We start from the raw sequence: 24,972 nt of genomic DNA on the forward strand, positions 1-24,972 counted from the left end.
ATGATATTTTTTGTCTATTAGCTGACAAGACTAGTAATGGGAATACTTTTTGTTTTCCAATCACTAATTCACTAAATTTACGATATCAAATATATATTATGGATGATAATTTTTCACCGCGAGTAAAAGATGTTATAACCTACAGCAAGGAAGAAGCTTTGCGATTAGGCCACGACTTTATAGGCACGGAACATTTAATGCTAGGTATTCTAAGAGATGGTAACGGAAAAGCAATTCAAATATTGAACAATCTCAATGTTGATTTAGACCATTTGCGTAGAAAAGTAGAAATCCTTAGTCCTGCCAGCACAAGCATAGAAGTTAATATTGAAAAGAAGAATCTACATTTAACACGCCAAGCGGAAAGGGCCTTAAAAACAACTTTCTTAGAAGCTAAAGTATTTCAAAGTTCTTCAATAAGTACTGCACATCTCTTGCTGTGCATACTCAGAAACGAAAACGATCCAACAACAAAGCTATTGAATAAATTGAAAATCGATTATGATTTAGCGAAAGAAAATTATATAAATATGACTCCAAACGAAGAAGATTTTATCGAAAAATCCCCGCGAAATGAATCGTATAATGACGATTCAGGACAAGATGACAGTCTTAAAGAAGGAACTTTTAATAATCCCGCCAACAAATCAAACAAAAAATCGAAGACTCCTGTTTTAGATAATTTTGGGAGAGATTTAACAGAAATGGCTGAGGAAGGAAAACTTGATCCAGTTGTAGGACGTGAAAAAGAAATTGAGCGTGTTTCTCAAATTTTAAGCCGTCGTAAAAAGAATAATCCACTATTAATTGGAGAACCTGGAGTTGGAAAATCTGCTATTGCAGAAGGTTTAGCACTTCGTATTATTCAAAAGAAAGTGTCTCGAACATTATTCAATAAACGCGTAGTTACTTTAGATCTAGCCAGCCTTGTTGCTGGAACTAAATACCGTGGACAGTTTGAAGAACGCATGAAAGCTGTTATGAACGAACTAGAGAAAAATGATGACATCATTCTTTTTATAGACGAAATTCATACAATTGTTGGTGCCGGTGGTGCAACAGGTTCTTTGGATGCATCCAATATGTTTAAACCTGCGTTAGCTCGTGGCGAAATCCAATGTATAGGTGCTACGACTTTAGACGAATACCGTCAATATATTGAGAAAGATGGAGCTTTAGAGAGACGTTTCCAAAAGATAATTGTAGAACCAACATCTGTTGAAGAAACGATTACAATTTTGCACAATATCAAAAACAAATACGAAGACCATCACAATGTTACCTACACTGATGATGCAATCGAAGCTTGTGTTAAATTAACGGATAGATATATGTCTGAGCGCTTTTTACCTGACAAAGCTATTGATGCTTTAGACGAAGCGGGTTCGAGAGTTCACATTACGAATATTGAAGTTCCAAAGCAAATTTTAGATCTTGAACGTCAGTTAGAAGATGTTCGAGAACTTAAAAACGTTGTTGTAAAGAAACAAAAGTACGAAGAAGCAGCTAAGCTTAGAGATGACGAAAAACGAATTGAAAAAGATTTGGCAGTCGCACAAGAACAATGGGAAGAAGACGCTAAAAATAATCGTATTGAAGTGACTGAAGACAATGTTGCTGATGTCGTTTCAATGATGAGTGGTATTCCTGTAAATAGAATTGCACAAACAGAAAGCAACAAGTTAGCTAAATTACCAGAACTTATTGAAGGTAAGGTAATTGGACAAAGAGAAGCAGTTATGAAAATTGCACGATCGATACAAAGAAATCGTGCGGGTTTGAAAGACCCAAATAGACCAATTGGTTCATTTATTTTCTTGGGACAAACCGGTGTCGGAAAAACGCAATTAGCTAAAGTATTAGCTAAAGAATTATTCGATTCTGAAGATGCTTTGATTCGAATTGACATGAGTGAATACATGGAGAAGTTTGCTATTTCAAGACTTGTGGGAGCGCCTCCAGGATATGTAGGTTATGAAGAAGGTGGACAATTAACAGAGAAAGTTAGAAGAAAACCATATTGTGTTGTGCTTTTAGATGAAATTGAAAAAGCGCATCCTGATGTTTTCAACATGCTTTTACAAGTATTAGATGACGGTTATTTAACGGATAGTTTAGGACGAAAAATCGACTTCAAAAACACTATAATTATCATGACTTCAAATGTTGGAGCCAGACAATTAAAAGATTTCGGTCAGGGTGTAGGTTTTGGAACTGCCGCTAAAGTGGCTCAGGCTGATGACAATTCGAAAAGTATTATCGAAAATGCATTGAAAAAAACTTTTGCTCCTGAATTCTTAAATAGAATCGATGATGTAATTGTATTTAATGCTTTAGAAAAAGAACATATTGATTTAATTATCGAAATTGAATTGAAAAAATTATATGCTCGTGTAGCAGAATTAGGATATCAATTGAATCTTTCTGCTGAAGCAAAAGCATTTATCGCTGATAAAGGTTTTGATAGACAATTTGGCGCCAGACCACTTAAAAGAGCAATTCAGAAATATGTTGAAGACGCACTAGCGGAAGAAATAATTACTTCTAAAATTGCTTCTGGCGATGAAATTTTTATGGATATTGAGGAAGGTGCTTCAGAGCTAACTGTTCAAGTTCATAAAGCTGGAGAACCAACTAATTTATAGATTTAGTTACAATTAATTACAATAAACCCGTTACGTTTTCATAACCTAACGGGTTTATTCTTTATGTTAAATAGTCTTTTTTTCGAAAACTAATATTTACATTTGGTTTAGAAAAATGATTCAATTAAAATTAATATATGTCAGATAATAAAGTCATTCTAGGGAGTGAAGAGTGGTGCTCTTTTCCAGAATTAGGAATTCCTACTATAAAAGCGCGTGTAGATTCAGGTGCGAAAACATCAGCGCTACATGCCATAAACATTGCGCCGTTTATTAAAAATGAAGCCAATTGGGTGAAATTTGACATTAATCCAATCCAGAATAACTTAAAAACGGTAATTCACTGTGAAGCAAAACTGATTGACAAGCGAATTGTGAAAAGTTCAAGCGGATTCAGAGAACAACGTTATGTTATTCAAACAAATCTCCAAATTGGAAACTCTTCTTGGCCAATAGAAATGACATTGACAAATCGCGATTCTATGGGATTCAGAATGCTTTTAGGTCGTGAAGCCATGAGCGGTAGAGTTTTAGTGGATCCAGAGCAAAAATATCTTCTGGGCCAACCAACAACGGACACTTTAAAAGAATTATACAAGAATTCTGAGAAAGCAAGTTCAGGACTTCGAATAGGACTTTTAGCTAGTAATCCAGAATTATACAGCAATAAGCGGATCATGGAAGCCGGTGAAATGCGAGGTCACGAAATGCACTTTTTGAATATCAAAGAATGTTACATGAAATTGGACGCAAAAACTCCAGAAATTCATTATCGTGGTGGAAAAATATTGAATCAATTTGACGCAATTATTCCTAGAATAAGACCAAGCATCACATTCTACGGCTGTGCTTTAACTAGACAATTTGAAGCATTGAAAGTATATTGCTTGAATTCATCGCATGCAATTACGCAGTCCCGTGACAAACTGTATTCTTTACAACTATTACTAAATCACGGTGTCGAAATTCCTACCACAGGATTTGCAAATTCACCTTTGGATACGGATGATTTAATTAAAATGGTAGGTGGACCACCTTTAATTGTAAAATTATTAGAAGGAACTCAAGGAAAAGGAGTCGTATTAGCAGAAACAAAAAAAGCAGCTGAAAGTGTTATTAATGCATTCAAAAGTTTAAATGCTAATATTTTAGTGCAAGAATTCATAAAGGAAGCAAACGGAAAAGATATTCGCTGTTTCGTAATTGATGGTAAAGTAGTTGCTGCTATTCAGCGCGAAGCTATGCCAGGCGAGTTTAGAGCAAATATACATCTTGGCGGAACCGCTTCGATCATAAAAGTCACTGCAGAAGAGAAACGCATCGCTATTAAGGCAACTAAAGCGATGGATCTAAAGGTAGCAGGTGTCGATATTATTCGTTCTTCAAAAGGTCCGCTTTTACTTGAAGTAAACTCTTCTCCAGGATTAGAAGGAATTGAAGGCGCAACTAATAAGGATATTGCCGGTGAGATGATTAAAGCTATTGAGAAAAACTTCAAACTAAAATAATCAATGCATTTAACTGAAATATGATAAATCCATATCTTGATATAATAATTCGCAGTGCTGCCGTCTACTTTTTCATGGTGATAGCATTGCGTGTTTTTGGCAAGAAGGAATTATCGCAATTAAACACCGCTGATGTTATTCTGATATTACTGATAAGCAATTCGGTTCAAAATGCAATGGTTGGAAACAACACGACTTTATGGGGCGGATTAGCCGCAGCCTCTGTGCTTTTCTTTATCAATTTTGTACTAAAAAAATTGATGTTTAAAAATAAAAAGTTCAGTGATCTTATGCAAGAAAAGCCAGAGATATTAGTACATAACGGAACTTTAGATTTCAAAATATTAAGCAAGTTAAACATTACGTCTGACGAACTGAAAGAAGCGATGCGTGAACACGGAATTGAATACTTTAAAGACGTAAAGCTTGCTATGCTTGAGATTGATGGTAATATTAGTATTATTTCAGGTGTGGAAAATTTGAAGCAAACGTATCACAGACGTAAGCACGCTCATAAAAGCCTAAGCGGAAGTATTTAGAAGAAAATAACAACTACTCAAACCTTGTAAAAATTAAGCACTATAAATAATTTTCATTCTGTTTTTCGAAAAAAAAAATACTTTACTATGGATAAAATTACTGCACATATAGGATCAGCGTTTTACAAAACGGAAATTAAGTCAGCAACAAATACTATTATTTCAGACGAGCCTAAAAGCGATGGAGGAATGGATTTAGGTTTTTCGCCTTATGAGTTGCTGGCTTCTTCGCTAGCTGCTTGCACTTGCATCACTTTAAGAATGTACGCTAATAGAAAAGGCTGGGAATTACAAGATATTAAAGTAGAAGTGAACATAGTAGAAGAAGCTGAGGAAAAGAAAACAACGATAGTTAGATCTATTGAATTATTTGGAAGTTTAGATACGGAGCAAAAGAAAAGATTACTAAATATTGCTAACAAGTGTCCAGTTCACAAGATTTTGACAAATACTATTGAAGTCAAAACCGATATTATCCAATAGTATTATTTAAGATAATGTTAATCACCTTGAGTAAACAAAAAAGCCATTCGTAAGAATGGCTTTTTTGCTTTTAAAATGTATCAAATACTAAAGAAAGATACTTAAAACATAATATATTATCGCTGCTAAAATAGCTGAAATAGGAATTGTTAAAACCCAAGCCCATAACAAACTTACCGTCATTCCCCAACGAACTGCAGAAACTCTTTTGGTTAATCCTACTCCAATAATAGAACCAGTGATAGTATGTGTAGTACTTACAGGCACTCTGAAATGCTCCGTAAAGTATAATGTTAATGCTCCCGCTGTTTCTGCTGCAACTCCTTCAAAAGAAGTTACTTTAGTAATCTTGGAACCCATAGTTTTTACAATTTTCCAACCTCCGCTTAATGTTCCAGCTGCAATAGCAGAATAACACGCTAGAGGAATCCATTCTGGCATTTTAAAATCACCATCAGCGTTTGGCAAGACTACATCTAACCAATCCGGTAAACTATCTTGCGTGATTCCGCTCGTGTGGATGTAAACGGTAACCGCTGCTGCAATGATTCCCATTACCTTTTGCGAGTCATTACCACCGTGACCTAAACTAAAAGCTGCAGATGAAATTAATTGCATCTTTTTTAACCAATAATTGGATTGATGTAAATTTAAACTACTAAAGGTCAAGCAAAAACCGCTAACCGAAAGTACAATAAACGCGACCAAAAACCATTTAATATTATGCGACTCTAGAGCGATACTCCAAAAATGAGAGTCGAATCTAGGTTTCTTTATTTGATCGTAGTATATCATTTGGCTTTCGACAAACCAAATAGTTAGTAGCATTAAACCAATAGTAAAAAGCTTTGGATAAATACTTTTTTTAGAGGCGTTAAGAAGCCAAATCGATATTAAATAAGAAATTAGCGCCCCTAGAAGAGGAGCTATAACTATAAAAGCAATAATAATTAAAACTCCTGAAGGAAATCCTCCTTCAATACCTGGAGTATACCAGTTTACTGTATCATACCAATAAGCAGAATGGCTTTCAGAGCCATCTATAACTGTATATTCAAAAAAACCATGAACTGCAATAGCGTGAGCAATAGCAGCACCAGCAAAACCGCCAATTAAAGTGTGAGAAGAACTAGAAGGAATTCCTTGCCACCAAGTAAATAGATTCCAAATTATCGCTGCAATAACTCCTGCAAGAATTACAACCAAATCTATTTCTAATGTATTTGCAGTTTTTGCAACCGTATCAGCTACACCAAAACCAAAAACCCAATAGGCTAAAAAGTTAAAAAAAGCAGCCCAAACAACTGCTTGGAAAGGAGTTAATACCTTAGTAGCAACAACCGTTGCAATAGCATTAGCAGCATCGTGAAAACCATTGATGTAATCGAAGATTAAAGCTAAAACTATGATAACTATAAGTAGAGTAAATTCCATAATTATAATTTCAGAATAAAACGGATTAAATTAAGAATGTTTTACAGAAATTGATTCTAGAACACTTGCTACACTTTTACATTTATCAGCAGCATTTTCTAGAACAGAAAGAACTTCCTTGTACTTAATAATGTTTTTAGCATCAGTTTCATTTTCGAATAAATCAAGAACTGCTTTATCGTAAACATTATCTGATTTATTTTCTAGCTTGTTGATTCGAACGATAGCATCAGTGATGTTTTTCATTTTTTTCAAATCTCTCAACTCTCTAACAGCTACATCAATATTTTGACAAGCCTCAAGATTTATCTCTGTTAATTTTCGAATTGACTTTGTAATCTTGTCAACTTGATACAATCTCATCCTACTTGCAGCACCATGGAGGTAATCAGCAACATTGTCAATAGAAGTAATTAGCGCGTGAATATCTTCTCTATCAAAAGGGGTGATAAAATTTCTACTTAATTCTAAATTAGTTTGGCGCGTGATGTCCTCCCCTTTTTGTTCTAAAGTATCAATCTTTTGAAAAAGAACTTCACGCTCTTTTAAAGGCAGATTCACAGCTTCGTGTAAATTTGTCGCAATCTCAATTAAATTGCTTGACGCTTGTTCGAAAAGAGGAAAGAATTTTTTATCCTTAGGAACTAGAAACTGGAAAAAGTTATTTATGTTCATTTACTTTTAATTTAGTGCGACAAAATTACTGCATTCTTGACTTTTAATGTTAAGTTAATATTAACAAATCGGTTTCGATCTGAAAAGTATTTAAAAATTTAACCGTCTTTTCAATATCATAGTGTAAAATTCTGTCTTCTTTAATAAAAGGGACCTCTTCACGGTAAGCGCTCAAAAACATTTCTATAAAATCACTTGACTGTAAAGGACGTCGATATTCTATCGCTTGAGAGGCATTTATCAATTCAATTGCTAAAATTCGCTCTAAATTATCTAAAACGCGCAGCGCCTTTGTTGCCGCATTTGCTCCCATGCTTACGTGATCTTCCTGTCCATTACTAGAAACAATACTATCAATGCTTGCTGGTGTTGCTAATTGTTTATTTTGACTTGCTATACTTGCTGCGGTATATTGTGGAATCATCAAACCAGAGTTTAAACCGGGATTATCAACTAAAAACGCAGGAAGATTTCTAGTTCCTGATATCAATTGATAGGTTCTTCTCTCCGAAATACTTCCTAATTCAGCTAAGGCAATGGCCATAAAATCTAAGGCTAAAGCCAAAGGTTGTCCGTGGAAATTTCCACCAGATATAATTTGGTCGCTTTCAATAAATATATTTGGATTATCTGTAACAGAATTTATTTCAGTTTTAAACACTTTTTTGACATATTCAATGGCATCTTTTGATGCTCCGTGTACTTGTGGCATACATCTAAAAGAATATGGATCTTGAACATGTGCTTTTGTTTGCCCTATAATTTCACTTCCTTCAAGAAAACCTTTAATGCGCTTTGCAGTTACAATCTGTCCTTTATGAGGTCTTATAAAATGGATTAGCTCATGGAAAGGTTCTATTCTACCGTCAAAACCTTCTAGAGAAATTGTTCCTATTAAATCAGCTAAATAAGAAAATTTGCTAACTTTCATTAAAATGTGAGCTCCATAAGCGCTCATAAATTGTGTTCCGTTTAACAATGCTAATCCTTCTTTTGACTGTAGCATTATTGGTTCCCAATTAAATGCTTTCATTAACACACTAGTGTGAACTTTTTTCCCTTCATAATACACTTCACCTTCACCAAGTAATGGTAATGACAAATGCGCTAAAGGTGCTAAGTCACCAGATGCTCCTAGAGATCCTTGCGTATAAATTACAGGTAAAATATCATTATTATAGAAAGCGATTAAACGTTCTACTGTTTGTAATTGAATTCCGGAGTGTCCGTAACTTAAAGACTGAATTTTCAACAATAACATCAGTTTTACAATATGACTTGGAACTTCTTCACCTGTGCCACATGAATGTGATTTGACAAGATTTTCTTGGAGTTTAGATAAGTTCTCGTTCGATATTTTCACGTTACAAAGCGAACCAAAACCTGTATTAATACCATATATAGCATCAGATTGTGAAGCCATTTTTTTGTCTAAATAGTCTCGGCATTTTTGAATATTTATTTTTGCCTCTTCAGACAAAGATAATTCTTTATGATGTGATATAATTTCCTCTAAAGATTCCAAGCTAAGTAATTCAGTACTAATATAATGCGTATTGTCCATTTTGATCGTGTTTAAAAGGTAAAATTGAGTAAATCTTTAGTATTACACAACATATATTGGCAATAATTTAAAAAATGCGGTTAAACAAAACCAAAATATGAATTCTGTGCAACAATAGCATCCTCTCGAACCAAATTTACAACACTACATTCCTACTACTTCAATAGTAATTTTATTTATTGATAGTTTAAAGTAAATTGGAAACAATAACGATAAAAGTTATCAAAGTGAGAATATAAAACATAAATAATCATCAAAAATTAGTATCGAATAATTTTGTATGGTTCTTATTTCTACGAATAGTTAAAAAGCAATGTTTATAAATTACAGAATCTATAATTAAGAACGAATAGCACTTCATATTCTACGCTATTCGTAAAAACGATTGGAAAGTTTTCTGCTTTTATAAAAAAGGGTAGTTTTGTAATATCAAAATGATAAATAACAGCATTACATATCAATCTTCGACAACAACTCAAATTTGGGTTGCAACTGCTGCTACATTTACTACAACAACTACAACTACCCCTTTGGGGTAAATTTTCTTCATATAATCCTGTTCATTATATCTTTTTTTTCGAAAGAAGATAGCTCTTGGGGTTGTAAAAAATATAATTTCTAAAATCAAAATACCCACTGACTTTTTCTATTTAATAACGAATAGACAAAGTCAAAAAAATAAAAGCTTGACATGAAAGTATTAAAATTTGGAGGATCTTCCGTTGCGAATGCGCAAAATATTAAACTGGTTATAGACATAATCGTCAATTCAGCAAAAGACGAAAAATTAATTGTTGTAGTTTCTGCTTTTAGTAAAGTTACTGACCTTCTACAATTAGCTTCAAGAAAAGCTGCGGCAGGAGATGAGAGTTTCAAAGAAATTCTCATAGAAATAGAGAAAAAACATCTTGAGGCGATAAAAGAATTAATTCCTATAAGCGAACAGAGTAGCTTATTAAGTCATATCAAAAGAATTATCAATCACCTTGAAACTTTATTAGATGGCTGCTATCTTCTGGGTGAGTTATCACTACGAACTGCTGATACTATCCTGAGTTTTGGTGAATTATTATCTTCTTATATAATCGCAGAGGCGCTAAAGCAAAATCTAAAAAATAGTGGCTACAAAGACAGCCGCGAGTTGATAAAAACAAATAGTCATTTTGGAAAAGCATCAGTTAATTTCGAAATTTCAAATCAGCTTATAATTGATTATTTTGAATCGAACGAAAATCAAGTTGTTGTACTACCCGGATTTATAGCAGCATCGCTTGATGGGATAAACACGACTCTTGGACGCGGTGGATCTGACTACTCTGCAGCTATTATGGCAGGTGCATTAAATGCAAATCAGCTCGAAATCTGGACTGACGTAAACGGAATGTATACTGCAAATCCAAAAGTAGTGAAACAAGCACAACCAATTGCTTTTATTTCCTACCAAGAGGCAATGGAGTTATCGCATTTTGGTGCCAAAGTGTTGTATCCACCAACAATTCAGCCTGTCTTAAGAAAAAATATTCCCATTCTTATTAAAAACACATTCGAGCCAGACGCAGAAGGTACTTATATTTCGAATCAAGAAATGACTTATAAAAATCCTGTGAAAGGAATAAGCCATATCGATAATATTACTTTAATTACACTAGAAGGCCCTGGAATGATTGGTGTTACAGGTTCTTCTAAAAGGCTTTTTGAAGTTTTGTCACACCAAGAAATTAATGTAATATTCATTACACAAGCTTCTTCTGAACATTCTATTTGTATTGGAATTCTAAATTCTGATGCAGATTTAGCGCAAGAAGTTATTAATAAAGCTTTTGAAGTTGAAATTTCACAAAACAAAATCGATCCGTGCATTGTAGAAAGAAATCTATGCATCATCGCTTTAGTTGGTGAAAATATGAAAAATCATCAAGGTTTGAGCGGAAGAATGTTTAGTACTTTAGGGAAAAACAACGTAAATATTAGAGCAATTGCTCAAGGTGCATCCGAGAGAAATATTTCAGCGGTTATAAATGAAAGAGATGTCAAAAAAGCTTTGAATACGTTGCACGAAAATTTCTTTGAAGAGAATACAAAACAGCTTAATTTATTTGTAATGGGTGTTGGTAATGTAGGTGAAAAATTTATCGAGCAAATCCACCAACAAAATAATTATCTTAAAGAAAATCTCAAAATAAATGTGCGTGTGGTGGCGATTTCAAATTCTAGAAAGATGCATTTTGATGAGGAAGGAATAGACTTGAATGAATGGCAATCGTTACTACAAAATGGAGAAACTGCCGATCAAGAAAATTTTATCTCAGCAGTAAAAGATCTGAATTTACGCAACAGTATTTTTGTGGATATCACAGCTAACGAAAGTATATCTAAAACTTATGAGCATTATTTAAAACGCAATATTGCAGTTGTCACTTGTAATAAAATAGCTTGCGCATCTGAATATGATAATTATAAAAAGCTTAAAAATTTATCACAAAAATTCAATGCACCCTTCTTGTTTGAAACTAATGTTGGAGCTGGATTGCCAATAATTGATACAGTGAAAAATCTAGTTGCTTCTGGTGACAAAGTCCATAAAATACAAGCGGTTTTATCAGGAAGTTTGAATTTTATTTTTAATAATTTCGACCAAAAAAACACTTTTCATGATGTCGTCAAAGAAGCTGGAGTACAAGGATTTACTGAGCCAGATCCTAAGATTGACTTAAGTGGAATTGATGTAGCTAGAAAAATACTTATTCTAATTAGGGAGAGTGGTTACCAAATGGAAATTGACGCCATCACTAACGAATCATTTATGCCTGCAGAATGTCTTGAGACAACATCAAACGAAGCCTTTTTTGAGTCTTTGAAAGTACATGCTTCCCATTTTGAAAATATTTATAAAGAAGCATTAAGCAAAGATTCAAGACTCAAATACGTTGCCCAATTTGAAAATGGTAAAGCAAATGTAGGATTGCGTTTTATACCGAAAGATCACCCTTTTTACAATTTAGAAGGTAAAGACAATATCGTTTTATTTTTCACGGATCGTTATGTTGACCAACCTTTATTAATTAAAGGAGCTGGTGCAGGAGCTGCGGTTACCGCATCTGGAATCTTTGCAGATGTGATCAGAATTGGGAATAATTAATTAGTTTAAAGTAAACAGTTTTTGTCTTATCGGTAACAGATAAAATACCAAAAGGCAAAAAAACTTTAAGCTACAAGATTTAATAATATCATGAATGAAATAAAAATATTTTGTCCCGCAACTATCGCAAATCTTTCGTGTGGATTTGATGTGCTGGGACTTTGCTTAGAAACTGCGGGTGACGAAATGATTATTCGCAAATCAGATGTAAAAGGAGTTCGAATTACTAAAATAGTTGGTGCCGATTTACCGCTAGAAACAGAAAAAAATGTAGCAGGTGTTGCAGCTTTAGCCATGCTTGAAAATTTAGAAAGTGAATTTGGATTCGAAATCGAAATTTATAAAAACATAAAAGCCGGAAGTGGAATTGGAAGTAGTGCTGCTAGTTCGGCGGGAGCTGTTTTTGGAATAAACGAATTACTTGGTAGACCTTTTACAAGAAAAGAATTGGTATTGTTTGCCATGCAAGGTGAAAAGCTTGCTAGTGGAAATGCGCATGCTGATAACGTTGCTCCTGCTCTTTTGGGTGGTTTAACGTTAGTAAGAAGTTACAATCCACTAGATATAATTAAGATAGAAAGTCCATCTGAATTGTACGCAACAGTGGTACATCCACAAATTGAATTAAAAACTTCCGATGCACGTTCGGTATTAAAGCAAAATGTATCGTTGAAAAGCGCCATTGTGCAATGGGGAAATCTAGGTGGATTAATCTCAGGATTGTATACTAAAGATTATGATTTGATTGGTAGATCACTTCACGACGAAATTGTAGAACCTTTACGAAGTGTTTTGATTCCAGGATTTGACTTAATTAAGCAAACTGCTATTGACAACGGCGCATTAGGATCTGGAATATCAGGATCTGGACCATCAATATTTGCTTTAAGCAAAGGTGCAGCAACTGCAGAAAAAATTGCAAAAGCGATGAGTGAGGTTTATGAAAATATGAATTTACCTTATGAAATTCATGTGTCGAAAGTAAATGATGAAGGAGTGAAAATTATAATTTAAGATTTTTAATTAACAATTTTTGATTTCAGATATAACTTCGTTACCAAAAATTACAAATCTTCAATCTCTTATCTAAAGTACATTTTAAGAATAAAATAATTTAAGAATTTTGATTAAAAATTTTTGATTCCAGATGTAACGAGTTTACTAAAAAATCAAAAATCTATAATCCGCAATAAAAATCACAATGAAATACTACAGTTTAAACCATAACGCGCCTAAAGTTTCTTTTCAAGAGGCGGTAATTCAAGGATTAGCGTCTGACAAAGGTTTATATTTTCCGGAAACAATAACACCAATAAATGCTGATTTTCTTGAAACTATCGAAAATTTAAGCAACGAGCAAATAGCTTTTGAGGCTATCGCGCAATTTGTAGGCGATGAAATTCCTACCACTGTTTTAAAAGAAATTATTGCAGACACCTTGTGTTTTGATTTTCCAGTGATTGAAGTCGAAAAAGATATTTATTCTCTCGAATTATTTCATGGACCAACAATGGCTTTTAAGGATGTTGGCGCACGATTTATGTCTAGATGTTTAGGATATTTTAATAAAGATAATAAGGAAAGTAAAAACACGGTTTTGGTTGCTACATCAGGAGATACTGGTGGCGCTGTAGCAAGTGGATTTCTTGGTGTGAAAGGTGTTGAAGTAATAATTTTATATCCTTCTGGAAAAGTAAGCGATATACAAGAAAGACAATTAACTACTTTAGGTCAAAACATAACTGCTCTTGAAGTAGACGGTGTTTTTGATGATTGTCAAGATATGGTCAAAAAAGCATTTTTAGATTCAGATTTAAACGACAAAAATTTAACTTCGGCGAATTCAATTAATATCGCGCGCTGGTTACCACAAATGTTTTATTTCTTCTTTGCGTACAAAGAACTGAAAAAACACAACAAACCATTAATTTTCTCATGTCCAAGTGGGAATTTTGGAAATATTTGTGCTGGAATTATTGCTAAAAAATTAGGTTTACCAATACAACATTTTGTTGCCTCTACCAATATAAATGATACTGTACCAAGATTTTTAGAGAATGGAATTTATGAGCCAAGACCTTCTAAAGCAACTATATCAAACGCGATGGACGTGGGGAATCCAAGTAATTTTATCCGAATTCAAGAAATGTATTATAACGACTTAGAACAGTTCGAGAAAGATTTCTCATCTTACACATTTTCTGATGAAGAAACTCTTGAGGCGATGAAAGCGATCTACAAGACAAGTGGTTATATTGCAGAGCCTCACGGAGCTGTTGGTTATCTAGGATTGAAAAAAGAGTTAGCAAATCATGAAGATGCAATTGGGATTTTCTTAGAAACTGCTCACCCTATCAAGTTTTTAGATACCGTAGAACCTGCTTTAAATATAAAACTACCTATACCAAGCCAGATAGAAAGCGTTTTAAATAAAGAAAAAGTAAGCGTAAAAATTAAAACCTATCAAGATTTGAAAGAGTTTTTAATACACTAAAATTTCTATTATATTTTAAAGTTATAGTCCTCATTACATTTTTACGGAAAGTAAAAATGTAATGAGGATTAATTTTTATCATCTATTAAATAATCTATTTAACCAACAATAATATCAACGCTCTTTTCTATACTAATCATATAGAAAAAACAGGTAATTTAGCCTTGATAGCAGCGGCATCCTTTATGCTTGTTGTTCAAGCAGAAAGATACAGCGAATAGCGAGAGTTAATTGTCTCATAAAATCTATGATATTGGCTCCTATGACAAGAGAATCCGTAAAACTGCTACCGCAACATCTTCAAGTAATTACTTCTCGCGAATAGCTTTTGAAATCAAAAATTTAGTTAAGAAAATAGGTGCAAAATTACTCTATAAAATAATTTCAAAATCCTGATTGATTTAGACTTAAATTTTAACTACTTTTGCAAAATATAAGTTGTTTGCGTTCCTATCTTTTAAGAATAGAAAAAACAATTTATCCTCACAAAAAAACAAAACTTAAGTATTATTATTCTTTTTGACTGTTAAAAAATCAGAGAGACTCGCAATGCTTTAAAAAAACTACCTGATAAAGTAGCTTCCCATATCAACATAATTTATTTAAAAAAAGGAGAAAAAAGTTTATGACGAATCATAGCATGAATGATGTTAGTTTTGAAATTGAATTATTGGACAAACATAAAGAATACATTAATCAGTACAAATCGAACGATTTTTATTGGGGAGTTGGTATTGAGAATGAATGTTATTTAGAGTTTGAAAAACACCGTACGGTGGATAAGGATTTTTTGCTAACCAAAGGTCTGCATGAGAAGTACAGTATCAATCATTTTAAGAATTATAAAGAAAATGTATTTGAAAATTCTTTATTAAAAATCTTAACTGATAAAGAGTACCACATTCCTGTTTTAATGAATTCTCATTCGTTTACTAAGACTGATGTTAATAATGAGCATGAAACTTTAGATCCTATCGATAAAGAACCGAATCCAGAATATTCAGGAGAAAGTATCTTTGATAAATTACAAAAAAACAACAGCTATTTTGTTGACGAACTTCAGAAAAAATTCATTTTTGATGGTGATACTATTGAATTTGTAACCCAAGATTTTTACAAAAAAGACGTTGATAGCGTCATAGCAGAGTTGGCTAAAATTAAGAATGAGTTTACTACGAATTTACAAAATGGTATGGAACAAGAAAATATTTTTCCTCAGTTTGGAAAAATAAAAATTTGTTCGCAAAATCATCCTTTTGCAATATTTGTATCAAATAATGATAATTATTCTGTTTTCAATAACATGACGTATCATTTTAATTTGACCATTCCTACAGAATTAAATACTGCAGGTGAAATTAAAGATAAAATAGATTTTATTAAAAAACACCAACGCACTATTAGATTATTTCAGTGGTTGAGCCCGCTATTTATGATCAAATTTGGCTCATCTGATTATCTTTCTCATAATGATTCCACTGTCAATTTAACTAAGGCTTCGCAGAGATGTGCGATGTCTAGATACATAGGAATAGGTACTTATGATACCGAAGTTATGAAAACTGGTAAGATTGTACAAATGGATTTCACAGCACATCCTATGCATGATAATCCAATGTGGTGGGTAAATCGATATTCACAAATTTCAGATTACGAGCAAATCGATAAAATTGGACTTGATATCAATTTTCACAAGCATAAAAATCACGGTATTGAATTTAGAATGTTTGATTATTTTGAAGAAAAGCATTTAAAAGAAGTACTACAATTTCTTGTTTTCATTATGGACCACTCCTTGTTACACGAGATTGAAAATCCAATATGTAATTTAGAATGGAATAATTTCACATTTGAATCAATTGTTCACGGTAAAGAAACTGTTGTTCCTGCTGACTTTATTTCTATCATAGAGGAAATGTTAGTTATAAATATACATTCAACAGATCCAATAGAAATCTATAATCAGATCTATGCTAGCTTCCATGCTAAATATTATGAAAATGGTTTTTGCAGTTCGTTACTTATTAAGAAGGACGCTGTATTGTCTTAATATTCAGTTCGAATAAGGTTTATAAAAAAAAGACTTTTTAAAGGATGGTACCTTTAAAAAGTCTTTTTTTATATTACGCTATTTCTTATTCGTGATAGTAAAAAATCGCTGATGAATATCCTTTTTCGGGATCAGGATTCGCCCACCAGTCTTTTCTAACTTCCGAGAAATAATTATAGTTATCATATCCCGCTTGAGACTGTAAAGGATAAATCACCTTTCCATCAACTCTAAATGCTTTTTCTGTTTCTGTTTCAGGAACTACAACTACTACATGACCTGACTTATGCATTATAAAACGTCTAGCGGCTATGACTCCCACTCCACCATTTTCATTTACTTTCTTCTGTAATTCATCTACATCTGACATTTGTTCCCAACCAAAATCTTTAGATGATTCTAAAAACCAGTCATAAAGATAATTGGAGTAGAAAGGTCTTACCGTTTCATTAAAAATAAGCTGCACTTCATTACCCTTTTCTAATTCTTCGATTGCCTTATCTGTCCATCTTAATCTTGGAATATAAACTCTTGCAAAAAAACAAAAGTCGAATGTGTAAACATTGCAATAAGTGTCTGCTTCATCTTTCTCGTATCTAAAACTTTTTTCAACGTCTAAAGCATCGATAATTTTTTTGATCGAAGTCTTTTTAGATTCTACACTTGTTAAGTCTCTGAAAGGAATATCTGGATTGCCAATAGGCTTATAAGTTTCTTCCTTACTATCCAAACTTGATCTGGGACTTGCTTCGAAATTAGGAATTTCAATATCAGAACCTTTGTGTAGCGTTTCGTCGAGAAGTTCTAAATCTTTCGAACAAACAAAACCTTCTTTATCCGTATTTAAAAGCTTCACTTTCCACCAATCTGCATGCGTGTTGTCAATTAATTTAACAGTATGTCTGTAAGGGATATTTGCTAAAATGGTAGAATTATCCATCGTCGGAGGAAAATCGGTAAGATTTAATGACGAAGTTGCTACTCTATATTTCATAATAATCTAATTTAACATCGAAGTTATTTAAAGCCAAAGTACTAAAAACAAGCAAGAATGACTCACAAGAAGAGGAGTTTTTTACAAAAAAAACAAATTCCGTATTGGAACATCTTGATTTTTACAGAGTTTCTTTAAATGTTCCTTTTTATTTATTAATCTGTAATTCGGATATTTTTTTAATTAGTAGAAAATTTCACGATAAAGCTGAGATTAATGGGTGCTAAATTATGCATTCTTTTTTTATCTTTGGAGACTTATTGACCCAAATTCCTAATTCAAATGATCACAACTGCAGTTCTAGAAGACGCTTTAGAATTAAACAATTTAATAAATTCAGCGTATCGCGGAGAGTCTTCAAAAAAAGGATGGACAACTGAAGCAAACCTTTTGGAAGGACTTAGAACGACTGAACAAGAACTAACAGAAATTATCGCGCATCCACAAAATAAAATTTTGAAATTTACCGAAAATAATACGATTATAGGTTGTGTACTATTGGTTAAAAAAGAAAAGCAAATCTATTTAGGAATGCTGACAGTTTCTCCAGAATTACAAAATAGCGGTGTTGGAAAAAAAATGTTGCAACAAGCAGAAATTTACGCTGCTGAATTAGATTTACCAAAAATCATAATGACCGTAATTTCAGTTCGAGAGGAGCTTATTTCGTGGTATAAACGCAATGGTTATAAAGATACGGGATTGCGAGAACCTTTTCCTGCAAGTGATGTTCACATTCCTATCTCAGATACTCCATTAGAATTTATCGTACTAGAAAAAGAAATTTTTAAAAATTAACTTAGATTTTATTTCGTGATAGATTGCTGATTAGATAGCGAAGGCATGGTTTGTTTTTTTATCCAAAAAGTAGAGATCTAACAAAGAGTCCGATTGCAAAGCAGCATTGAAATGAGATTATAAATATTATTTTCTACTTTTCGGTGATGCCCAAGATAAAACGCACTTGCTACTTTACTTCTTGATAGTACTTTTACTTCTTTTAAATATTACTTTTGCACTGTGAAAAAATCAGTTTCAATTATTGGAGGAGGATCAACAGCACTTATTCTCGCTGCTTTACTTGATTGTGAAAAATTTAAAGTTACGATCTACGAAAAAAACAAAACACTTGGTAGAAAATTTCTAGTAGCCGGAAAAGGAGGATTTAATCTGACACATTCTGAACCAATCGATGAACTTATCAATCGCTACACACCACCTAATTTTCTTGAAGAATCATTACGAAATTTTGATAATCAAAATTTAAGAGAATGGATGGGAAGCATTGGTATTCCAACTTACATTGGAAGTAGTAAAAGAGTATATCCCGTAAAAGGTATAAAACCCATTTCCGTTTTGAACGCTATTTTAATGATTCTTGAAAAAAACGGCGTAGTTATTAAAAACAATCATAATTGGACAAGTTGGGGAGAGGATGAAGCTCTTATTTTCAATGAGAATATCGAAATTAAATCAGATTACGCGATTTTTGCTTTGGGTGGTTCGAGTTGGAAAGTAACAGGATCTGATGGATTATGGATTGATTTTTTCAATTTGAAAGATATTGTGATAGTTCCGTTCCAAGCTTCAAATTGTGCCTTCCAAGTCGATTGGCCGCATGATTTTATTAATGAGCATGAAGGAACTCCGCTTAAAAACATAGCAGTTAGTTGTTTGAATAAAAAGCAAAAAGGGGAAGCTGTAATCACTCGTTTTGGTTTAGAAGGAAATGCTATTTATGCGTTGAGTCCACAAATTCGGGAAGAACTTAGAAAAGATAATAAAGCCACTATTTACTTAGATCTAAAACCTACATTAAATCAGGAAGAAATATCGTTTAAAATTAGAAATTCTACTTTTAAAAAGACTAGTGAATCACTGCAAAAAGAATTAAAATTAACTACTGCGCAAATTGGACTTTTAAAAAAATATCTTTCAAAAGAAACGTATTTAAATCCTGATTTATTAGCAAAGAATATTAAGAACTTGGCTATCGAGATTATTGGCAGCTCTCCTATCGATGAGGCTATATCAACAACGGGCGGTATTTCGTTAACCGAAGTTGACAAAAATTTCGAATTAAATAAAATCAAAAATCACTTTTGCGTTGGAGAAATGCTCGATTGGGATGCTCCTACTGGCGGATATTTACTGCAATCTTGTTATAGTATGGGCGCACAACTTGCAAAGCATTTGAACCGAAATCGATAAAATCATTTATAATACCATTTCCTCAAATAAACGTTCCGCTGTTTCGTCTAAATTACTGCTAAAACCAGAATGTGGTCTTGATGTTTGAATCGCAGAACTTCGTAAAGCTGTAAGCCAACGAAATCGTTCTGAAAGCTCAAATTGAGCAATAGGTCCGCCGTTTTTAGCTCCATGCGCAATTTTTTGAAATGATTCTAAGTTTAGCTGCAGTTGCTCCAAATCTAAATCGCTTGCGAATAATTGCATTTTAGCTTCATCAACTGCAAAAAGCATTTTAACAAATTTAGCTCTTTTACAAAAAACCATAATACCTACGTTGAGGAATTCTTCGCGCTCTACCCTTGGCACAACACGGATTACCGCGTACTCATATAAGTGTTTTTCTTGCATTTTGAGCTTCGTTTATAAAAATTTCAGAATGATTCAATCGGATTAACAAAAACTGAAGATAGACTTTACGAAGCGCTTCAGGAGTTTCTTCACTATCTTCCCAAATCAACCATTCTTCAGGAATCAAGTCAACAATAGATTGTAGCACAGCCGGAGATAAAATAGTTTTAAACGCTAAATCAACTTTATTTAAAACAGAGGCTTGCGGTAGCAATACGTGATCTTTTATTAAAGTAAAAGGACTGATAGCATGTTTTTCCCAATTGTTCCAAGAATGGTGAAAATACAAACAAGCACCATGATCGATAAGCCATAATTCTTTATGCCACATTAACATATTTGTATTTCTAAAAGTTCGATCTACATTTGTAATATAAGCATCTAGCCAGACTATTTGCGAAGCTAATTTTGCATCGACAACTGTTACAACAGGATCATAATTTATAGCTCCCGATAAATAATGCATCGCTAAATTAAGCCCTTGACTTCCTTGTAAAAGATCTTGAATTTCCTCATCAGCTTCTGTTCGTCCAAAAGCTTCATCAAGATTTGCAAAAACGAGTTCTGGCATTTTTAGTTTTAAAACTCGGGCTATTTCTCCACCTATTAATTCGGCAATTAACGCTTTTACACCGTGGCCTGCTCCTTTAAATTTTAAAACATATTTAAAATCGTCATCGGCTTCTGCCAAAGCAGGTAAAGAGCCGCCTTCTCGCAGAGGAATTATATATCGAGTAACATTTACGTTTCTTAGATGGGGTTTATTTTCCATATTCTACCTTTAATAGCGTTTTTACCGGTTTTGCAAACTTACAAATAACTACTGTTATTTTTATGGCAGTTCTTGTCCTTTAAATTAATTTTCTAATGTGAGATAGGCTTTACCAATGTTCTCAATGATATCTGAAGCAATAAATGATTGATAACCAGTGACTGGTAATGCGATATCAGCTGTCAAACCATGAAGATAAACTCCAAAAATCGCAGCGTTAATAGGTTCGTATGATTGTGCCAGTAAACTCGTAATCATTCCAGTTAAAACATCACCACTTCCCGCTGTAGCTAAAGCCGCATTTCCTGTACTGTTTTCATAAACTATTTCGCCATCAATAATATGAGTTGGAGCTCCTTTCATTACTATTACCAAATCATATTCTTTAGAAAAAGCAATTACTTTTTCCATTTTTTCATTATCAGAACTCCATTTTCCAATGAGTCTTTCTAACTCTTTTGGATGAGGAGTAAGAATCGTTTTTGGCTGCAGTAATTTCAGCCATAATTTGTTTAGTGACATAATATTTAGAGCATCAGCATCAATCACTAATGAAGTTTTATTAGTTTTTAGAAATTCGTAAAAGGCTTTTTGAGTTGGTAGTTCCTGCCCTATTCCTGGTCCGATTCCTATTGCTTGTGGAATAATTTCAAAATTTATATTCGAAATAAATTCCTCTTTTTCATCTGTTAAAACCATCACTTCCGGAATGGAAATTTGTACAATGTCATAACCACATTTGGGAATAAATGCAGTAACTAAGCCGCAACCCGTTTTTAAAGCAGCTTTCGAAGATAAACAGATCGATCCTATTTTTCCATAGCTACCGCCAATTAACAATGCATGACCTTGAATACCTTTGTGCGTGTACTTATCAATTGATTTGTATATTTTAGAAACTTCTGCTTTATCAATTGTAATAGCTATCATCTTTTCATTATTTCTCTAAAAATACATATTATAAATTAAAACAAGTTGCTACAACACTTATTTATTCTTCATAGAACAATCTAAATGATTACAATTTATGAATTAGATTTCTGTTCTTTTTTGTTATTATTTTTAAAAACAATACTTTAGTATCCTATTAAAAATAATGAACTAATCTAGACCAACTATTTCATGAAAAAAATTTTACTAATACTATTATTATCAGGCTTTGTCAATCATACTAATGCGCAAGAAACAAAGGATAAAAAAGAGGTAAATAAAGAAACTGATTCTGCTTCAAATTTGGTTTTCAACCCCGACCAAAATGTAATTACTGAGCACAGCACTACTATTAAAGGACAAAAAATTGCGTATAAGGCAACAACGGGAACGATGCCAGTTTGGGACGAAGAAGGCAAAGCTATAGCAGGATTATTTTATACGTATTACGAGCGTTCCAATGTTAAAGATCGCGCTTCGCGACCATTGGTAATTTCCTTCAACGGCGGACCTGGTTCTGCTTCAGTTTGGATGCAAATCGCTTATACAGGTCCGAGTTTAATAAATATCGATGATGAAGGATATCCTTTGCAACCTTATAGCATAAAAGAAAATCCATATTCAATATTAGATGTTGCTGATATTGTTTTTGTAAATCCGGTGAATACTGCTTATTCAAGAGCAACCAGTAAAGATATTCCGAAAGCAAAATTTTTTGGAACCAATGCTGATATTAAATACTTAGCGGATTGGATTAGCGGATTTGTAACTCGTACGAATCGCTGGGCTTCTCCAAAATATTTAATTGGTGAAAGTTATGGAACAACTCGTGTTTCTGGACTTGCGTTAGAATTGCAAAACAGCGAATGGATGTATCTTAACGGAGTAATTTTAGTTTCTCCTACAGATTTAGGAATTACTCGAGGCGTTGCGACAGAAGCGGCTCTTAAACTACCTTATTTTGCTGCTACAGCTTGGTTTCATAATAAACTAAGTCCAGATTTACAAAGTAAAGATTTAACGGCTATGCTTCCAGAAGTAGAAGAGTTTACCATGAATGAACTGTTACCTTCTTTAAGTAAAGGAAGTTCGCTAGAGGAGCAAAAAAGAAAAGAAATAGCTGCTAAGATCGCACGCTATTCTGGAATTTCAGAGAAAGTAATTCTGCAAAATAATTTAGATATACCATTAAATTCTTTTTGGAAAGAATTACTTAGAGATGAGGGATTCACTGTGGGAAGATTAGATTCTCGCTATAAAGGAATTGATAAAAAAGACGCTGGAGACCGACCGGATTTTAATGCTGAGTTAACTTCTTGGTTGCATTCATTCACTCCTGCAATCAATTTATATCTTCGAAATAATTTAAATTATAAAACTGATTTTAAATACAATATGTTTGGTCCAGTTAATCCGTGGGATAGATCTAATGATGCTACAGGTGAAAATTTACGCCAAGCAATGGCGCAAAATCCTTATCTGAACGTTATGGTACAGTCTGGCTATTACGATGGTGCTTGCGATTATTTTAATGCAAAGTATAATATGTGGCAAATGGATCCTAGCGGAAAGTTAAAAGATAGAATGAGTTGGAAAGGATATAGAAGTGGACACATGATGTATTTGAGAAAAAACGATTTGGAAACCGCAAATGAAGATATAAGAGAATTTATCAAAAATTCATTACCTAAAGAAGGCCAATCAGCAAAATATTAAAACACGGTTAAACACAAATTATAATGCAAAAATTTTTAGTAATATTACTTATTTTATTCGTTTCAGTGACTATGTCTGCTCAAGATGTTACAGGACAATGGTACGGCATTTTAAAAGTTCAAGGAACGCAACTTCGACTCGTTTTTAATGTAACCAAATCTGGAACTGTGCTTAGCTCTACGATGGATAGTCCTGATCAAGGCGCAAAAGGTATTCCTGTAACCAAAACTACATTCGAAAACTCAAAAATAAAATTTGAAGTTTCAAATGCATTGATTGAATACAATGGAGAGTTAAAAAATGATGAAATTGTTGGAACTTTTAAGCAAGCTAGCCAAGAATTTCCAATGAATCTCTCCAGAAAAGAGATCGAAAAAGAAGTCATAAAAAGATCTCAGGAACCAACAAAACCTTATTCTTATTATTCAGAAGATGTCATTTTTCCAAATGCAAAAGCGAATATTAGTTTAGCAGGAACGTTAACACTCCCTAAAAAAGATGGTAATTATCCAGTCGTAATTTTGATATCAGGTAGTGGAGCACAAAATAGAGATGGAGAATTATTAGGACACAAACCGTTTTTAGTGATTTCTGATTATTTAACAAAAAATGGAATTGCAGTGCTACGATATGATGACAGAGGTTTTGGAAAATCCACTGGTAATTTTGAAACGGCAACATCCGCAGATTTTGCAACTGATGTCGAAAGTGCTGTTACCTATTTAAAAACTAGAAAAGAAATTAACCCAAAGAAAATTGGGCTGATGGGTCATAGTGAAGGTGGTATAATTGCTCCAATGGTAGCTGCAAAATCTAAAGATATTAGCTTTATAGTGCTGTTAGCTGGAACTGGAATTCAAGGTGACAAAATAGTATTACTTCAGCAAAAATTAATCGCTAAAGCAAACGGAGCACCAGAAATGGAAATAAAAAAATCAGTTGAGGGTAACGCAAAGCTTCTTGAAATGGTTGTGCAATCTAACAATGATGAAAAACTAAAGTCAGAATTAAGGAATCATCTCAACGAACTTATTAAAGATAATAGCGATAAAGAAATTCCGCAAGGAATGACAAAAGAGCAATATATAAGCTTGCGAGTAAGTGTAATAACAAGTCCATGGATGCAATATTTTCTAAAATATAACCCACAAGCAGTGTTAGAAAAAGTAAAATGCCCAGTTTTAGCAGTCAATGGAGAAAAAGATTTGCAAGTTCCGCCAAAAGAAAACTTAACGGCAATAAAAAATGCATTGATAAAAGGTGTTAATAAAAATGTGACTACAATTGAATTTCCGAATTTGAACCATTTATTCCAAGAAAGTACCACAGGATCACCTACAGAATACGATAAAATAGAACAAACATTTTCGCCTGTTGCTTTAGACGAAATTACAAAGTGGATACAAAAACAAACTAACTAAATGATTT

19 protein-coding genes are annotated in these 24,972 nt (G+C 33.2%); 12 read left to right on the forward strand and 7 right to left on the reverse strand.

What is annotated here, in order from left to right:
- The first annotated feature begins 98 nt into the window (after positions 1-98).
- The 4 genes from RCH19_RS04995 to RCH19_RS05010 all read left to right on the forward strand — a co-directional run bounded on the left by RCH19_RS04995 (position 99) and on the right by RCH19_RS05010 (position 5,175).
- On the forward strand, positions 99-2,645 hold the full coding sequence (locus RCH19_RS04995) for an ATP-dependent Clp protease ATP-binding subunit (RefSeq protein ID WP_343022295.1): 2,547 nt from the start codon (positions 99-101) through the stop codon (positions 2,643-2,645).
- A gap of 137 nt (positions 2,646-2,782) precedes the next feature.
- Positions 2,783-4,153 carry a 30S ribosomal protein S6--L-glutamate ligase gene (rimK, locus tag RCH19_RS05000; RefSeq protein ID WP_121925467.1) on the forward strand — a complete coding sequence of 457 codons (1,371 nt, stop codon included), beginning with the start codon at positions 2,783-2,785 and terminating at the stop codon, positions 4,151-4,153.
- Between the two features lie 20 nt (positions 4,154-4,173).
- On the forward strand, positions 4,174-4,692 hold the full coding sequence (locus RCH19_RS05005) for a YetF domain-containing protein (RefSeq protein WP_343022296.1): 519 nt from the start codon (positions 4,174-4,176) through the stop codon (positions 4,690-4,692).
- An 87-nt stretch (positions 4,693-4,779) separates the two neighbouring features.
- Complete coding sequence (locus tag RCH19_RS05010) at positions 4,780-5,175, forward strand: OsmC family protein (RefSeq protein ID WP_343022297.1); 396 nt, start codon at positions 4,780-4,782, stop codon at positions 5,173-5,175.
- Between the two features lie 87 nt (positions 5,176-5,262).
- On the opposite strand, the gene RCH19_RS05015 is transcribed toward RCH19_RS05010, so the two are convergent.
- The 3 genes from RCH19_RS05015 to hutH are packed head-to-tail and all read right to left on the reverse strand — an operon-like array spanning position 5,263 to position 8,848.
- Entirely contained in the window at positions 5,263-6,609 is a 1,347-nt protein-coding gene (locus RCH19_RS05015) for an inorganic phosphate transporter (RefSeq protein WP_343022298.1), read from the reverse strand.
- A gap of 30 nt (positions 6,610-6,639) precedes the next feature.
- Positions 6,640-7,284 carry a DUF47 family protein gene (locus RCH19_RS05020; RefSeq protein ID WP_121925471.1) on the reverse strand — a complete coding sequence of 215 codons (645 nt, stop codon included), beginning with the start codon at positions 7,282-7,284 and terminating at the stop codon, positions 6,640-6,642.
- Positions 7,285-7,333: 49 nt separating this feature from the next.
- Complete coding sequence (gene hutH, locus RCH19_RS05025; RefSeq protein WP_343022299.1) at positions 7,334-8,848, reverse strand: histidine ammonia-lyase; 1,515 nt, start codon at positions 8,846-8,848, stop codon at positions 7,334-7,336.
- A gap of 691 nt (positions 8,849-9,539) precedes the next feature.
- Here hutH and thrA point away from each other — a divergent pair.
- From thrA to RCH19_RS05045, 4 genes are all read left to right on the forward strand, one after another.
- On the forward strand, positions 9,540-11,987 hold the full coding sequence (gene thrA, locus RCH19_RS05030; RefSeq protein WP_343022300.1) for a bifunctional aspartate kinase/homoserine dehydrogenase I: 2,448 nt from the start codon (positions 9,540-9,542) through the stop codon (positions 11,985-11,987).
- 90 nt (positions 11,988-12,077) lie between these two features.
- The gene (locus RCH19_RS05035) at positions 12,078-13,001 is read left to right on the forward strand and encodes a homoserine kinase (protein ID WP_343022301.1); all 924 of its coding nucleotides are present in this window, start codon (positions 12,078-12,080) and stop codon (positions 12,999-13,001) included.
- A gap of 187 nt (positions 13,002-13,188) precedes the next feature.
- Positions 13,189-14,481, forward strand: a complete 1,293-nt coding sequence (gene thrC / locus RCH19_RS05040) for a threonine synthase (protein ID WP_343022302.1) — start codon at positions 13,189-13,191, stop codon at positions 14,479-14,481.
- Between the two features lie 625 nt (positions 14,482-15,106).
- Positions 15,107-16,531, forward strand: a complete 1,425-nt coding sequence (locus tag RCH19_RS05045; protein ID WP_343022303.1) for a hypothetical protein — start codon at positions 15,107-15,109, stop codon at positions 16,529-16,531.
- 85 nt (positions 16,532-16,616) lie between these two features.
- Here the strand turns inward: RCH19_RS05045 and RCH19_RS05050 are convergent, their stop codons facing one another.
- Positions 16,617-17,525 carry an SH3 domain-containing protein gene (locus RCH19_RS05050; RefSeq protein ID WP_343022304.1) on the reverse strand — a complete coding sequence of 303 codons (909 nt, stop codon included), beginning with the start codon at positions 17,523-17,525 and terminating at the stop codon, positions 16,617-16,619.
- 282 nt (positions 17,526-17,807) lie between these two features.
- Between RCH19_RS05050 and RCH19_RS05055 the strand changes: the two genes are divergently transcribed.
- Complete coding sequence (locus tag RCH19_RS05055; protein WP_343022305.1) at positions 17,808-18,323, forward strand: GNAT family N-acetyltransferase; 516 nt, start codon at positions 17,808-17,810, stop codon at positions 18,321-18,323.
- 222 nt (positions 18,324-18,545) lie between these two features.
- Complete coding sequence (locus RCH19_RS05060; RefSeq protein ID WP_343022306.1) at positions 18,546-19,736, forward strand: NAD(P)-dependent oxidoreductase; 1,191 nt, start codon at positions 18,546-18,548, stop codon at positions 19,734-19,736.
- Positions 19,737-19,742: 6 nt separating this feature from the next.
- On the opposite strand, the gene RCH19_RS05065 is transcribed toward RCH19_RS05060, so the two are convergent.
- The 3 genes from RCH19_RS05065 to RCH19_RS05075 form a co-directional block, all read right to left on the reverse strand.
- Entirely contained in the window at positions 19,743-20,126 is a 384-nt protein-coding gene (locus RCH19_RS05065) for a DUF3037 domain-containing protein (protein ID WP_343022307.1), read from the reverse strand.
- On the reverse strand, positions 20,104-20,898 hold the full coding sequence (locus RCH19_RS05070; RefSeq protein ID WP_343022308.1) for a HipA family kinase: 795 nt from the start codon (positions 20,896-20,898) through the stop codon (positions 20,104-20,106). The genes RCH19_RS05065 and RCH19_RS05070 overlap by 23 nt, the downstream gene beginning before the upstream one ends.
- An 84-nt stretch (positions 20,899-20,982) precedes the next feature.
- Complete coding sequence (locus tag RCH19_RS05075; RefSeq protein ID WP_343022309.1) at positions 20,983-21,828, reverse strand: NAD(P)H-hydrate dehydratase; 846 nt, start codon at positions 21,826-21,828, stop codon at positions 20,983-20,985.
- 192 nt (positions 21,829-22,020) lie between these two features.
- Between RCH19_RS05075 and RCH19_RS05080 the strand changes: the two genes are divergently transcribed.
- Positions 22,021-23,544, forward strand: coding sequence for a carboxypeptidase (locus tag RCH19_RS05080; RefSeq protein WP_343022310.1), 1,524 nt, complete (start codon positions 22,021-22,023; stop codon positions 23,542-23,544).
- 23 nt (positions 23,545-23,567) lie between these two features.
- A complete protein-coding gene (locus tag RCH19_RS05085) occupies positions 23,568-24,965 on the forward strand; it encodes an alpha/beta fold hydrolase (protein ID WP_343022311.1) in 1,398 nt (465 codons plus the stop codon).
- Positions 24,966-24,972 lie beyond the last annotated feature (7 nt).

The sequence above is a fragment of the Flavobacterium sp. PL12 genome, assembly GCF_039123485.1.
GTDB classification, from domain to species: Bacteria; Bacteroidota; Bacteroidia; order Flavobacteriales; family Flavobacteriaceae; genus Flavobacterium; species Flavobacterium weaverense.